Genomic DNA, 13,134 nt, shown 5'->3' on the forward strand with positions numbered 1-13,134 from the left:
CGTGCGTCTGCCCGCCTCCACCTACCGCCTCCAGATCCGGTCGGCGTTCGACCTCGACGACGCCGCCCGCGTCGCCGACTACGTGCGCGCGCTCGGAGCCGACTGGCTGTACTTCTCGCCGCTGCTGAAGGCCGAGCCCGGCTCGGACCACGGCTACGACGTGGTGGACCACACCGAGGTCGATCCCGACCGCGGAGGCGCGGCGGGCCTGGCGAACGCCTCGGCCGCGGCGCGGGCGGAGGGTCTCGGCGTCCTCATCGACATCGTGCCCAACCACATGGGCGTCGCGACCCCGAGCGAGAACTCGTGGTGGTGGGACCTGCTGAAGAACGGGAAGTCCTCCCGCTACGCCACCGCCTTCGACATCGACTGGGAGGCGGGGAGCGGGAAGCTCCGCGTGCCGATCCTCGGCGACGGTGCGAGCGAGGGCGACAGCGACAGCGAGCTCGACGCGCTCGAGGTCGTCGGCGACGAGCTGCACTACTACGAGAACCGCCTGCCGATCGCGCCCGGCACCGCCGAGCCCGGCGACTCCGGCCGCACGGTGCACGAGCGCCAGAGCTATGAGCTCGTGAACTGGCGCCGTGCCGACGCCGAGCTGAACTACCGCCGCTTCTTCGCGGTGAACACCCTCGCCGCCATCACGGTCGAGCGGCCCGAGGTCTTCGACGCCTCGCACGCCGAGATCGTCCGCTGGTTCACCGAGGGGCTCGCGGACGGCCTGCGCGTCGACCACCCGGACGGCCTGGCCGACCCGGGCGGATACCTCGACGACCTGGCCCGCGCGATCGGCGGCGCACCGGTCTGGGTCGAGAAGATCCTCGAGGGCGACGAGGAGCTCCCGCCGCACTGGGCGACGGTCGGCACCACCGGCTACGACGCCCTGGCCGACGTCGACCGCATCCTGGTCGACCCCGACGCGCGGCCCGTGCTGGAGGGCCTCGATGCCGAGCTCACGGGGAGGGGCGCGCCACTGCAGTGGGCCGACCTCATCCACGACACCAAGCGCGGCATCGCCGACGGGATCCTCCGCTCCGAGGTCCTGCGGCTGGCCCGCCTGATCCCCGGCATCGAGGGAGCGGACGACGCAGTGGCGGAGCTCCTGGCGACCTACCCGGTCTACCGCAGCTACCTCCCCTACGGAGCGGAGCACCTCGAGCACGCCCGCGTCGACGCCGTGCGCCGCCGCCCCGAGATCCGCGCGACCATCGACGAGGTCGCCGCGGCGCTCGGCGAGACCGGGACCCCGGTGTCCGTGCGCTTCCAGCAGACCTCCGGCATGGTGATGGCGAAGGGCGTCGAGGACACGGCGTTCTACCGCTTCAGCCGCCTCACCTCGCTGAACGAGGTCGGAGCGGACCCGGACGAGTTCGCGATCGACCTGGTCGAGTTCCACCGCCGCCAGGCCGTGCGCCAGGCCTCGTTCCCCGCCTCGCTCACCACGCTCTCGACGCACGACACGAAGCGCGGCGAGGACAACCGCGCCCGCATCACCGCACTGGCCGAGGACCCGGAGGCGTGGGCGGCGACGCTCCGCGAGCTCCACGCCCTCGTCGGCTTCGGCGACGGCCCGATCGAGCATCTGCTCTGGGAGGCCGTCGTGGGGACCTGGCCCGCGAGCCGCGAGCGCCTGCACGCCTACGCCGAGAAGGCGTCGCGCGAGGCCGACGACTCGACGCACTGGACCGCTCCGGACGAGCAGTTCGAGAAGCGGATGCACGCGGCGATCGACGCGGCGTTCGACGAGCCCGCCGTCCGCCGGCTGGTGGAGCAGACCGTCGAGCGGGTGTCGGCCGCCGGCTGGTCGAACGGCCTCGCCGCGAAGCTCGTGCAGATCACCGCCCCGGGCATCCCGGACGTCTACCAGGGCAGCGAGCTCTGGGAGACCTCCCTCGTCGACCCGGACAACCGCCGCGAGGTCGACTTCGGGCAGCGCCGAGCACTGCTGGAGCGGATCGACGGCGGCTGGAAGCCCGCGATCGACGCCGAGGGCGCCGCGAAGCTCCTCGTCACCTCGCGTGCCCTCCGGCTCCGCCGCGACCGCCCGGAGCTGTTCACGCGCTACGCCGCCGTCCCCGCGATCGGGCCCGCCGCCGAGCACGCGATCGCCTTCGACCGCGGCGGCGCGCTGACCGTCGCGACCCGGCTCCCCGAGGGCCTGGGCACCGCCGGCGGCTGGAACGGCACGGTCGTGGTCCTGCCCGGGCACCCGATGGAGGACGTCCTCACCGGCCGCACCTTCGCGGGAGGAGTGACCCCGGTCGCCGAGATCCTCGCCGACTACCCCGTGGCCCTGCTCGCCCCGGTCTCCTGACCGGTTCCGCCAGCGCACCGCAGACCGACCCGACCCCTCCTGGAGACAGCAGTGATCAGCACGACCCCCTACCGCTACGCACTCCCGACGACCGGTCCCGAGCGGTTCGATGTCTGGGCCCCCGAGGCCTCGACGGTCGAGCTCCTGCTCGGCGGCGACTCGTCGCTGACGATGACCCGCCACGGAGACGACGGATGGTGGCGGGCGCCCGCGTCGGCCCCGGCCACCGGCGAGGTCGACTACGGGTACCGGGTGGACGGCAGCGGTCCGCTGCCGGACCCCCGCTCGCGCCGCCAGCCGAAGGGCGTGCACGAGCTCTCCCGGACGTTCGACCCCTCGGCGCACGAGTGGGGCGACTCCGCCTGGACCGGGCGCGAGCTCGCCGGTGCCGTCATCTACGAGCTGCACCTCGGCACGTTCACGCCCGAGGGCACCCTGGACGCGGCAGCGGAGCGCTTCGGGCACCTGCGCTCGATCGGCGTCGACTTCATCGAGCTGCTGCCGGTCAACGCGGTGAACGGAACGCACAACTGGGGCTACGACGGCGTCCTCTGGTACGCCGTGCACGAGCCGTACGGTGGACCCGAGGCGTACCAGCGCTTCGTCGACGCCGCCCACCGGGCCGGACTCGGCGTGGTCCAGGACGTCGTCTACAACCACCTCGGCCCGAGCGGCAACTACCTCCCGGAGTTCGGCCCCTACCTCAAGAACGAGAAGGCCAACACCTGGGGCAGCTCGATCAACCTGGACGGCGAGAGCTCCGACACCGTCCGCGGATACATCATCGACAACGCTCTGATGTGGCTGCGCGACTACCACGTCGACGCCCTGCGCCTGGACGCGGTGCACGCCCTCTCCGACGAGCGGGCCGTGCACGTGCTCGAGGAGATGGCGAGCGAGGTGGCCGTGCTGTCGGCCCACGTCGGGCGCCCTCTGACGCTGATCGCCGAGTCCGACCTCAACGACCCGACGCTGATCACTCCGCGGGAGGCGCACGGCTACGGGCTCGACGCGCAGTGGAGCGACGACTTCCACCACGCGGTCCACGTCGCGCTGACCGGGGAGACGACGGGCTACTACGAGGACTTCGCGCCGCTCGGCGCCCTTGCGAAGGTGCTGACCCGGGGCTTCTTCCACGACGGCACCCTCTCGACGTTCCGCGGCCGTCACCACGGCCGTCCGGTGGACACCGAGCACATGCCGACCTGGCGCCTGGTGGTCTGCAGCCAGAACCACGACCAGATCGGCAACCGGGCGGTCGGCGACCGTCTGACGGCGTCCCTCGACGAGGGGCGGCTCGCGATCGCCGCCGCCCTGACGCTGCTGGGCCCCTTCACTCCCATGCTCTTCATGGGCGAGGAGTGGGCGGCGTCGACCCCCTGGCAGTTCTTCACCTCGCACCCCGAGAAGGATCTGGGCGAGGCGACGGCGAAGGGCCGCATCGAGGAGTTCGCGAAGATGGGCTGGGACCCGGAGGTCGTGCCCGATCCGCAGGACCCGGAGACCTTCCTGCGCTCGCGGCTCGACTGGTCCGAGGTCGGGGAGGGGCGTCACGCCCGCACCCTCGAGGTGTACCGCGAGCTGGCGGCGATCCGCCGCCGCTACCCCGAGCTGACGGATCCGCGCTTCGGGTCGCTCCGCGTGGAGTTCGACGAGGAGGCCCGCTGGCTGACTCTCGGCCGCGGTCGCGTGACCGTGGCGATCAACGTGGGCCAGGCCGCCGCGCGCATCGCCCTGCCGGAGGTGGCGGAGACGCTGCTCGGTGTCGGGGAGTACGCGGTCCGGCCGGGGGACACCGAGGTGGATCTCGGAGCCTCCTCGCTGCTGGTGACGCTGAGCGCCTGATCTCCGCGGCGGCCGGCTGCTCGTGGCCGGCCGCCCGAGCTCCTGATCGGCCGCCTCGGCCCGAGGGCTCAGGGAGTGACCGCGGCGTACTCCGTCGCGGTCACGACCCGCACTCCCTCGTCGTGGACGAGCAGGAGCGCCCGCAGGGGAATGGCCCGCTTGTGGCAGGCCGCTGCCAGGTGACGGGCGAGGATCCGGTCGGTCTCGCCGAGGAAGGCGCGACCGGGACGTTCCAGGGCGAAGGCGAGCGAGCCCACGTCCTGGTGCGCCACGGCTTTGGCGAGGGTGGCGACGATCCGCTCGGTCTTCTCCTCGTCGGGGTGCACGGGGAGCCCGTCCACCGGGTAGAGGATCGGCAGCTGCACGCCGTCGCGGTCGAGGAAGATCGGCCACAGGGCCCGGCGGTAGGCCGGCCCGATCAGCGAGGAGACGCGCTCGCGCAGCTCGCGGTCGTTCAGGAGCGGCGCATCGAGGTGCGGAGCGGGAGCGGCGTGGTCGAGAGTGGTCATGGTGTCGCTTTCTCGTGGGGCGAGCGGGAGGTGCCGCGGAGGGGTCATCGGAAGTTGCGGGAGGTGGTGCGAGCGCCGACCGTGAGGGTCTCGAACCGATCGGCGAGGAGGTTCGTCACCCCCTCGTCGGAGCGCTCGAGGATCCCCCTGACCAGCAGGGCGGGTGCCTCGCGGGCCACACGGCGGTAGCGGTTCCATACTCCGACGGAGCAGATCACGTTGAGGATCCCGTGCTCGTCCTCGAGGTTGAGGAAGGTCACTCCACCGGCTGTGGAGGGACGTTGGCGGTGGATCACGACCCCGCCGACCTCGATCCGGGTCCCCGAGGGGACGCCGGGGAGATCGGCCGAGGAGCGGGCGCCGCGCCGGGTGAGCCCCTCGCGGAGGTGGCGCAGCGGATGGTCGTCGGGAGAGATGCCGGTGGCCCAGAAGTCGAAGACCACGCGCTCCTGAGGGGAGAGCATCGGCAGAAGCGGGGGCTGCACGACGACCGTCGAGCCGGCGAGGAACTCCTCGCGGTCGCCTGCGGCGGTGCCGGCCTCCCAGAGCGCCTGCCGTCGCTGCAGACCGAGCGAGTCGAAGGCGCCCGCGGCGCCGAGGGCCTCCAGCTGAGCCGCGGTCGTGCCGACCCGCCGAGAGAGGTCGGCCATGCTCGCGTAGGGTCCGCCGCGCTCGCGCTCGGCGACGACGTGCTCGGCGAGCGCGGTGCCGATGCCCTTCACCCCGGCCAGCCCGAGCCGGATCACGAAGCCGCTGTCGCGCCGGTGGTCGTCCGTGTGGAAGTGCTCGGTGCGGTCGAACAGCCCCGTGGGCGGCTGATCGGCGCGGAGGCAGTCGTCGCTCCCGTAGGCGGCGCCGCCCCTCCGGCGTGCGGGGGCGCCCTCCTTCGCCTCGAGCCCGGGAGGCGCCAGGGAGCGGTTGACGTCGGGCGAGACGACCTCCACTCCGTGACGGCGCGCATCGGCGACCAGGGTGTGCGGGGCGTAGAAGCCCATGGGCTGCGCCCTCAGCAGCGCGGCGGTGAAAGCGGCGGGGTAGTGCAGGCGGAGCCAGGCACTCGCGTAGACCAGCAGGGCGAAGCTGATCGCATGGCTCTCGGCGAAGCCGAAGTTCGCGAACGCCTGGATCCGGAGGTAGATGTCGTCCGCGACCTCGCCGGTGATGCCGTTGCGGGCCATCCCCTGGTAGAGCCGCTCGCGGAGGGTCTCGATCTTCTCGGTCCCGCGCTTGGACCCCATCGCCCGGCGCAGCAGGTCGGCGTCCTCCGCATTGCAGTCGCCGACGGCCACGGCCACCTGCATGAGCTGCTCCTGGAAGAGCGGCACGCCGAGTGTGCGCTTGAGCGGCGTCACGAGGAGGGGGTGCTGGTACGTCACCGGCTCCTCGCCGAGCTTGCGGCGGATGTAGGGGTGGACCGCACCGCCCTGGATGGGGCCGGGACGGATGAGCGCGACCTCGATCACCAGATCGTAGAAGCGGCGCGGCTGCAGCCGGGGGAGGGTGCCCATCTGCGCGCGGCTCTCGACCTGGAACACGCCTATCGAATCGGCGCGGCAGAGCTGGTCGTAGACGCCCTTCTCCTCCCGGGGGAGGGTGGAGAGGTCCCACTTCTCGCCGACGTGCTCGGCGACGAGGTCGAACGTGTACTGCAGGGCGGCCAGCATCCCGAGCCCGAGGAGGTCGAACTTGACCAGCCCCATCCAGGCGCAGTCGTCCTTGTCCCACTGCAGGACGGTGCGGTCCTCCATCCGCGCGGGCTCGATCGGGCAGACCTCGCCCACGGGCCGGTCGGTCAGCACCATGCCCCCGGAGTGGATGCCCAGGTGCCGGGGCGTGCCCAGCACCCGCGTGGTCAGGGCGACCACGTCCTCGGGGATGTCGTGGTCGGTGCTCTCGGTGACGGACCCCCACCGCTCGACCTGCTTCGACCAGCCGTCCTGCTGCCCGGCGCTGTATCCGAGGGCCTTGGCCATGTCGCGCACGGCGAACTTGGGCCGGTAGGTGATGACGTTGGCGACCTGGGCCGCGTTCAGCCGTCCGTACTTCCGGTAGACGTACTGGATCACCTCCTCGCGACGCTCCGAATCGAAGTCGACGTCGATGTCGGGCTCCTCGTCGCGGATGCTCGAGAGGAACCGCTCGAACGGCAGGTCGTAGAAGATCGAGTCGACCGCCGTGATGCCCAGGACGTAGCAGACCGCCGAGTTGGCGGCCGAGCCGCGTCCCTGGCAGAGGATGCCGTTCCGCTTGGCGTAGTGGACGATGTCGTGGACGATCAGGAAGTAGCCCGGGAAGTCCTTCTGCTCGATCACCGCGAGCTCCTTCTCGAGGCGGGCGAGGACGTCGGCGTCTGCGCGGGGGTACTTGGCCGGTACCGCCTCCCGCACGAGCTCGCGCAGCCAGCTCATCGTGGTGTGCCCCTCGGGGACCTCCTGGCGCGGCAGCCGGGGCCGGACTCGGCCGAGCTCGAAGGCGATCTCGTCGGCGACGCGCACCGTGTTCTCCACGGAGCCGGGGTAGCGGCGGAAGCGCTCGGCCATCTCGGCGCCGGAGCGCAGGTGGGCGCCGCCGGCAGCGGGGAGCCAGCCGTCCATCTCGTCGAGGCTCCGGCGTGCTCTGACCGCGGCGAGGGCCGTCTGGAGGGGGCGCTCCTCCGGCCGGGCGTAGTGCACGTTCCCGGTGGCGACCGTCCGCAGCCGGAGCTTCTCGGCGATCGCCGCCAGCTGGTCGTTGGCGCGCGAGGCGAGGGGGTCCCCGTGGTCGTACAGCTCCACGAGGACATTGGCGGGACCGAAGAGCCGGACGAGCTCGCGGACCTCCCGCTCGGCCGCGGCCTCTCCCGCAGCGGCGAGCGCGTGACGGACCGCTCCCTTGCGGCAGCCCGTCAGCACGATCCAGTGGCCGTCGGCGGCGCGGGCGAGCTCCTCGAGGTCGTAGCTCGGCTTGCCCTTCTCGGCTCCGGCGAGCTGGGCGGTGGTGATCGCGCGGGCGAGGCGGTGGTAGCCCTCCTCGCGACGGGCGAGGACGAGCAGGTGGGTCCCCTCCGGATCGGCGACCCCGTTCTGAGGCGAGGTGAGCCCGATCGAGAGCTCGGCTCCGAAGGCCGTGCGGACGGGGTGCCCCTGCGCGGCCTCAGCCATCCTCACGATGCCGTAGAGGCCGTCGTGGTCGGTGAGCGCGAGAGTGTCGATGCCGAGCCGGACGGCCTCCTCGACCAGCTGCTCCGGCTTGCTCGCCCCGTCGAGGAAGCTGAAGTGGGAGTGGGCGTGCAGCTCGGCGTAGGGCACCGGATGAGCCGGCGGCCGGACGTCGTCCCCGGCCACGTAGGCGGGGCGCTTGTGCGACCAGGCCGGGCTGTCGCCGCCGTCGCCGCGGACGACCGTGCCGTCGGCGCGCTTGCCGCTGGAGAGGCGGCGCTCGAACTCCGACCAGGGGATCGGCGGATTGTTCCAGCCCATCGGGGCTCCTTCGGTGCTCGTTCGCGGTGGTGGAGGGACTCTCCGGGTCAGTCGTAGCGGGCCTCGGCGGCCCAGACCCCGTCGAGGCAGAGCAGCAGCCAGGCGACACCGCCGGCGTCGACCACCTGGAAGCGGTCGTAGCGGACGGCGGTGCTCGGATCCCACCAGCGCTCGTCGATCGGCCAGGGACCCGCCCATCCGGCGAGGGGCTCCAGGCGGGCCTGGGACGTCCCGGGGGTGAAGTAGGCGGGCACGGAGCTGAGGGCGCCGCGCTCGTCGACCGAGACGGGTTCGCCCCTCGGTCCGCGGACCAGCACGGCGGCGGGCTCCGCGAAGACCGTCGGCGGGAGGGGCGGCGGCAGGGAGCCGGGCCAGGGCAGTGTCCTCGGCCTGGCGTCGCCCGGCTCCCGGTCGCCCCACGGGATCAGGTGCTGGCGGTCGCGGAGGGACCGACCCCCTCCGATCGACGCGGTCATCACGGCCTCGTGCCCGAGCATGCTCTGCACGCGGCTCAGCCCGTGGTGGACGCGCTCCTCCGGGGCGGTGCCCCAGAGACCCTGTTCATGGTTGCCGATCGCGTCGACCGCCTCGGGCTCGACGCACAGCCGCGAGATCGGCGCTCCGAGACCGGTGTCGATCGCCCCGCTGCCCTGCAGCTGCCAGCGGACCCGGTCGAGCACGTCGCCCGGGGTGAACCATCTCGGGTGCAGCCAGCTCCGGGAGGAGACCTCACCGCGCTCGCTGACGACCTCGATGCGGATCGCGGTCGCGACCAGCTGTGCGCGGGTGAGCCCGGCGACGAACTCCTCAGCGGGAACGCGGAAGGCGAAGGCGGCCTGGTCGATGCGGTCCAGAGGGGGCTCGAACTCCATCGCCCGGTCGAGGCGCTCCGGCGGGAGCCGGGGCACCACCGTCTCCGACTCCGCTCCGGCGGCGAGGAGGTGCGCGTGTGCGCCCTCCGGACCGAACCGGGCGGCGACGTCCTCCCGAGGCAGGGCGGCGAAGGCGCCGAGGGTGCGGACGCCGAGCTTGCGCAGGAGCGCCACCAGGTCGTCCCCTCGGCGGGGTACGCGGGCAGGGGCCGCGACGGACTCGGTCTCGAGGGCGTCGAGCGGGAGCGGGGCGAGGAAGCCGGCCGCTGCTCCTGCGGGCACGACGGCGACGGGGCGGCCGGAGTGCTTCGCTGCGAGCTCGGAGGCGAAGAGCCCGTCGGCGATCCCGATGCGGGCGTCGGGCAGACCCAGCTCGGCCAGACGCTGCAGGATCGCCTCGGCCGCGCTCTGCTCGCTCCCGTAGTAGCGGCGGGGACCGCGGGCACGGATCGCGCACAGGCCGGGCCGGATCAGCTGGACGCCCGGGGTGATCTCCTCGAGCGCCTGGATGAGCGGCTCGAACGCCCGGTGGTCGAGCACCGGGTCGTACGGGAGGACGGCGAGACCCGTGCAGCGGGACTGCGCCTCGCGCACGCGCATGCCCCGCCGGACCCCCTCCGCCCGGGCAGCGGGGGAGGAGGCGAAGACCAGGCTCTTCTCCGTGAGGGCCAGGGGGTGCTCGGCGCCGAGGCCGGCGTCGGCGGCGGCCGCGAGGAGGGGCCAGTCGGGGCACCAGACGAGGATCGTCCGCCGCAGCTCGGGTGCGCTCGCCATCTCAGACCGCCCTCTCGTGCAGGCGGCCGTGCTCGACCCGGGAACCGAAGGCGCTCTCGACGCCGGGCATGCTCATCTGCACCGTGCGCACCCGGGTGCCGGCCCGGCCGACCACATCGACCATCGCCTCCCGGGAGCGCAGGTAGCCGTGGCCGTCGCCGAGCCCCTCCCAGCGGCTGCTGCGGACGCTGAGCCGCGCCTCGGCCTGGGGCCACTCGCCGAGGACCACGAGAGCGGCACCCCGCTGACGCAGTCGTGCTCCCAGACGCGAGACGTCTGCCGAGGAGACGGAGGCGGGCGGACGGGTGAGCACGACGGTCAGCACATCGACCAGAGCGGCGGTGACGGTGAGCCAGTGCTCAGCCGGTGCGGGCACGAGCACCAGGCGCTCGAGGTCGATCCCCATGCCGGCGGCGGCCTCGGCCCCGAACTCCGGGACACCCACCACTCCGCACCACGAGCCCTCGGCGGACGGGCCGGCGAGCAGCCCCATCGCCAGGCTCATCGAGCCCTCCACCGAGTAGGCCGCACCCTGCTTGAGCGAGCCGCCCGGGAGCACGGAGGAGAAGGCCGGCAGAGTGCCGAGGCTCCTGGTCTCGAGGGTGGTCGCCTGCATGTCCCGGATGCGGGACTGCAGCTCCTTCACCGACGCGAGCTGCCGCAGAAGGGGCTCTGCGGCCTCGGCCGTCTCCGCGGAGACGAGGGGTGAAGGGGGGCTCATCTGCCCATGTTCGAACATGTGTTCGAGTATGTCAATCGCCACCGACATCCACCGGCGAGCCGTTCGGACCCTTCCGCGACCGGCCCGCACGGGGCACCGTGGAGGTGGTTCCCGACGTCCCGGGCAGTCTCGCATCCGCCCCCGACATCACCGTCCGGCGACGTCCTCCGCCGGATCCCGGCGGGGCAGGGGCCTCCGCCCGCGCCTCTACCATGGGAGCCATGTCCGACGCCCTGCCCGACCCCGCCGACTCCGACGCCACAGCCCCGGCCGCGCCGCGCAGGCGGACCCTCGTGGTCAAGATGGGGTCCAGCTCGGTCACCAAGCAGTCGGGTCCGGATCCCGTTCTCCTGGCCGGCGCGCTCGAGAGCGCGTTCGCCGCCCGCGCGATGGGCTGGGACGTCGTGCTGGTCTCCTCCGGTGCCGTGTCCTCGGGCAGGGCGCTCTTCGCCCGCTCGCAGGAGGAGCCGATCAGCGCCCGCCTGGCGGCAGCGGTGGGCCAGACCGTCCTGATGGGCTTCTACCGCTCCGTGGCCGAGCTCTCCGGCGCCCTGGTCGCGCAGATCCTCATCGGCGAGTCGGACCTCGCCTCGCCCCGGCAGATGGCGCACGTCGCCGAGGCGATCCGCCATGCCCTCGACGCCGGAGTCGTGCCCGTGGTCAACGGCAACGACACCATCGACTCCGCAGGCTCGGACAACGACGGCGTCGCCGGCGGACTGGCGATGCTCCTCGGCGCGGACCTTCTGCTGCTGCTCACCGACGTCCCCGGCGTCTTCGCCGGCAGCATCGCCGAGGGCGTGCATCTCGAGGAGCTGGGCATCTCGGATCTGCGCCGCATCGGCGTGCAGAAGGGCGGCACCGGCCGAGGGGGCATCCGCTCCAAGCTGCGGGCCGCCGAGCTCGCCGCGCACAACGGAGTCTCGACCAGGATCGCCGGGGCGCGCACCCCCGAGGTCATCCTGGGCGCTCTGGGTGGGCCGGGTCCGGGCACCCTCGTCCGAGCCGTGCACGCGCATCCGCCCGTGGAGCAGCGCTGGATCTCCGGAGTGGCCACCGGCCGCGGCCGCGTCGAGATCAACCTCGAGGCCGAGCGGAGCATCGGCGCGGGCTCGAGCCTGTTCGCCTCGGGCATCAAGCGCGTCTCCGGCGAGTTCGGCGGCGGCGACGTGATCGAGGTGCGCGCCCTCAGTGGAGAGCTCCTGGCGCGCGGCGTCTCCCGCGTCTCCTCGCGTCTGCTGACCCTGGTCCGCGCGCTCCGGGTCGACGAGATCGCCCGGGTCTTCGTGGCGGTCCTCGGCCATGCCGCCACGACCTCGCCGTCGGAGAGTCCCGGGGGCGAGGAGAGGCCGCAGCTGACCCGCGCTCTGGAGTACGCGCGCACTCTCTCCTCCGAGCACGCGCGGGCCGTCGCGATGGAGATCGTCTCCCTCTTCCCCGCCGAGAGCTTCTCGGCCCTGCTGGGTCAGGGAGCGGGTGAGGGCGAGCTGGTCGAGCGCTACACCCGGCTCGTCCGCACCCTCGCCATCGTGGAGAACGAGAACCTGGCCGTCTTCCGCTCCTGACCGCCGGAGGCGCGCCACGAATCAGTTCATTTCGCGCCTTCGCGTCATGATCTCCGTTCTCCGGTGTCTTCCTGGTGATGGCGCCGCTCCTGGGCGCCCCGACGGAACGGATCATCGATGAGCGTCCCCACTTCCACAGCCGGCCACTTCCGCGAGTCCGACATCACGCCCGAGAGCTTCGAGACCGAGCGGCTCGAGCGGCGGCTCGCCCTGCTCGAGGCGTCGATCGCCCAGGGGGAGCGGGCACTGCTGGGCCGGATCGACCCGAGAACCGGAGAACCCCTTCCGGGTGCCTGTGGGGGCCACCGCGCCCAGCTGGTCAGCAACCTGACGACGGAGCGGGCCCTCGCCGAGCGCATCCGAGCGATGCTCGCCGCTCGGAGCTGACGGGGTGCGTACGGCACGATGGGACCATGGTCACCATCACCGTCGCCGGTCTCGCCCAGCACTTCCACCCCGCCGAGCGCGGCACCGTCCGCCTCGAGATCCGGCGCGAGTCGCGGTCCCGGCCCCAGGCGCTCGCCGAGGTCACCGCCCTGCATGCGCGGGTCCGGGAGGAGGCGGCCGCCGAGCAGGCGTCCGGCGCCGCCACCTGGTGGTCCTCCGATCAGATCTCGGTGTCCTCGGTCCGCCGGTACATCAAGGACTCGGACGTCACGCAGCTGTTCCACGTCGCGGCCGCCGGGATCCGGGTGAAGTACCGCGACTTCGCGGCTCTCGGGCGCTGGGTCGGCTCGATCTCGGAGGTGCCGGGGATCCAGATCTCGGGGGTCGACTGGGACGTGACGGCGGCGCGACGGGCGGGCATCGAGCGCGAGGTCCGTACCGCTGCCGTGCGCGACGCGCGCGAGCGGGCCGAGGCCTACGCGGCAGCCCTCGGCCTGACCGAGGTACGGGTGCTGACCCTCTTCGAGCCGGGCCTGCGCCCGCACACGCGCATCGAGGGCGGCTCGGCGCTGATGAGCCGCGCCAAGGCGTTCTCCTCGTCGGAGGAGCCGCTGGCCCTCAAGCCGGAGGACATCGAGGTCACCGCGTCGGTCTCCGCCGACTTCGAGGCGCACTGACGCGGAGCCGCG

Annotated in this window: 9 protein-coding genes; 5 read left to right on the plus strand and 4 right to left on the minus strand. The window is 72.8% G+C overall.

The window, feature by feature from the left end:
* The first annotated feature begins 1 nt into the window (after position 1).
* A complete protein-coding gene (gene treY / locus C5D08_RS02290) occupies positions 2–2,314 on the plus strand; it encodes a malto-oligosyltrehalose synthase (RefSeq protein WP_104275626.1) in 2,313 nt (770 codons plus the stop codon).
* A 51-nt stretch (positions 2,315–2,365) separates the two neighbouring features.
* Positions 2,366–4,159 (plus strand): malto-oligosyltrehalose trehalohydrolase, encoded by a 1,794-nt coding sequence (gene treZ, locus C5D08_RS02295; RefSeq protein WP_258067225.1) that lies wholly within the window; start codon positions 2,366–2,368, stop codon positions 4,157–4,159.
* Positions 4,160–4,227: 68 nt separating this feature from the next.
* Here treZ and C5D08_RS02300 read toward each other — a convergent pair whose 3' ends face one another.
* Genes C5D08_RS02300 through C5D08_RS02315 form a run of 4 tightly spaced genes read right to left on the minus strand, consistent with a single transcriptional unit; the run spans position 4,228 to position 10,493 of the window.
* Complete coding sequence (locus C5D08_RS02300; protein WP_104275627.1) at positions 4,228–4,668, minus strand: hypothetical protein; 441 nt, start codon at positions 4,666–4,668, stop codon at positions 4,228–4,230.
* Between the two features lie 44 nt (positions 4,669–4,712).
* On the minus strand, positions 4,713–8,126 hold the full coding sequence (locus C5D08_RS02305) for an error-prone DNA polymerase (RefSeq protein WP_104275628.1): 3,414 nt from the start codon (positions 8,124–8,126) through the stop codon (positions 4,713–4,715).
* Between the two features lie 47 nt (positions 8,127–8,173).
* Positions 8,174–9,772 (minus strand): DNA polymerase Y family protein, encoded by a 1,599-nt coding sequence (locus C5D08_RS02310; RefSeq protein WP_104275629.1) that lies wholly within the window; start codon positions 9,770–9,772, stop codon positions 8,174–8,176.
* 1 nt (position 9,773) lies between these two features.
* The gene (locus C5D08_RS02315; RefSeq protein ID WP_104275630.1) at positions 9,774–10,493 is read right to left on the minus strand and encodes a hypothetical protein; all 720 of its coding nucleotides are present in this window, start codon (positions 10,491–10,493) and stop codon (positions 9,774–9,776) included.
* Positions 10,494–10,714: 221 nt separating this feature from the next.
* Here C5D08_RS02315 and proB point away from each other — a divergent pair, with 221 nt between their 5' ends.
* From proB to C5D08_RS02325, 3 genes are all read left to right on the plus strand, one after another.
* A complete protein-coding gene (gene proB / locus C5D08_RS02320; protein ID WP_181109970.1) occupies positions 10,715–12,058 on the plus strand; it encodes a glutamate 5-kinase in 1,344 nt (447 codons plus the stop codon).
* A gap of 117 nt (positions 12,059–12,175) precedes the next feature.
* Positions 12,176–12,445 (plus strand): hypothetical protein, encoded by a 270-nt coding sequence (locus tag C5D08_RS16875; protein WP_104304731.1) that lies wholly within the window; start codon positions 12,176–12,178, stop codon positions 12,443–12,445.
* A 26-nt stretch (positions 12,446–12,471) separates the two neighbouring features.
* Positions 12,472–13,122 (plus strand): SIMPL domain-containing protein, encoded by a 651-nt coding sequence (locus C5D08_RS02325; RefSeq protein WP_181109968.1) that lies wholly within the window; start codon positions 12,472–12,474, stop codon positions 13,120–13,122.
* Positions 13,123–13,134 lie beyond the last annotated feature (12 nt).

Source organism: Rathayibacter sp. AY1B6 (genome assembly GCF_002932755.1).
Lineage (GTDB): Bacteria > Actinomycetota > Actinomycetes > Actinomycetales > Microbacteriaceae > Rathayibacter.

Excerpts from the sequence above, each read along its gene's own strand:
- C5D08_RS02300 (WP_104275627.1), bottom strand. The coding sequence starts at position 4,668 with ATGACCACTCTCGACCACGCCGCTCCCGCTCCGCACCTCGATGCGCCG.
- C5D08_RS02305 (WP_104275628.1), bottom strand. The coding sequence starts at position 8,126 with ATGGGCTGGAACAATCCGCCGATCCCCTGGTCGGAGTTCGAGCGCCGC.
- C5D08_RS02310 (WP_104275629.1), bottom strand. The coding sequence starts at position 9,772 with ATGGCGAGCGCACCCGAGCTGCGGCGGACGATCCTCGTCTGGTGCCCC.
- C5D08_RS02315 (WP_104275630.1), bottom strand. The coding sequence starts at position 10,493 with ATGAGCCCCCCTTCACCCCTCGTCTCCGCGGAGACGGCCGAGGCCGCA.
- proB (WP_181109970.1), top strand. The coding sequence starts at position 10,715 with ATGTCCGACGCCCTGCCCGACCCCGCCGACTCCGACGCCACAGCCCCG.
- C5D08_RS16875 (WP_104304731.1), top strand. The coding sequence starts at position 12,176 with ATGAGCGTCCCCACTTCCACAGCCGGCCACTTCCGCGAGTCCGACATC.
- C5D08_RS02325 (WP_181109968.1), top strand. The coding sequence starts at position 12,472 with ATGGTCACCATCACCGTCGCCGGTCTCGCCCAGCACTTCCACCCCGCC.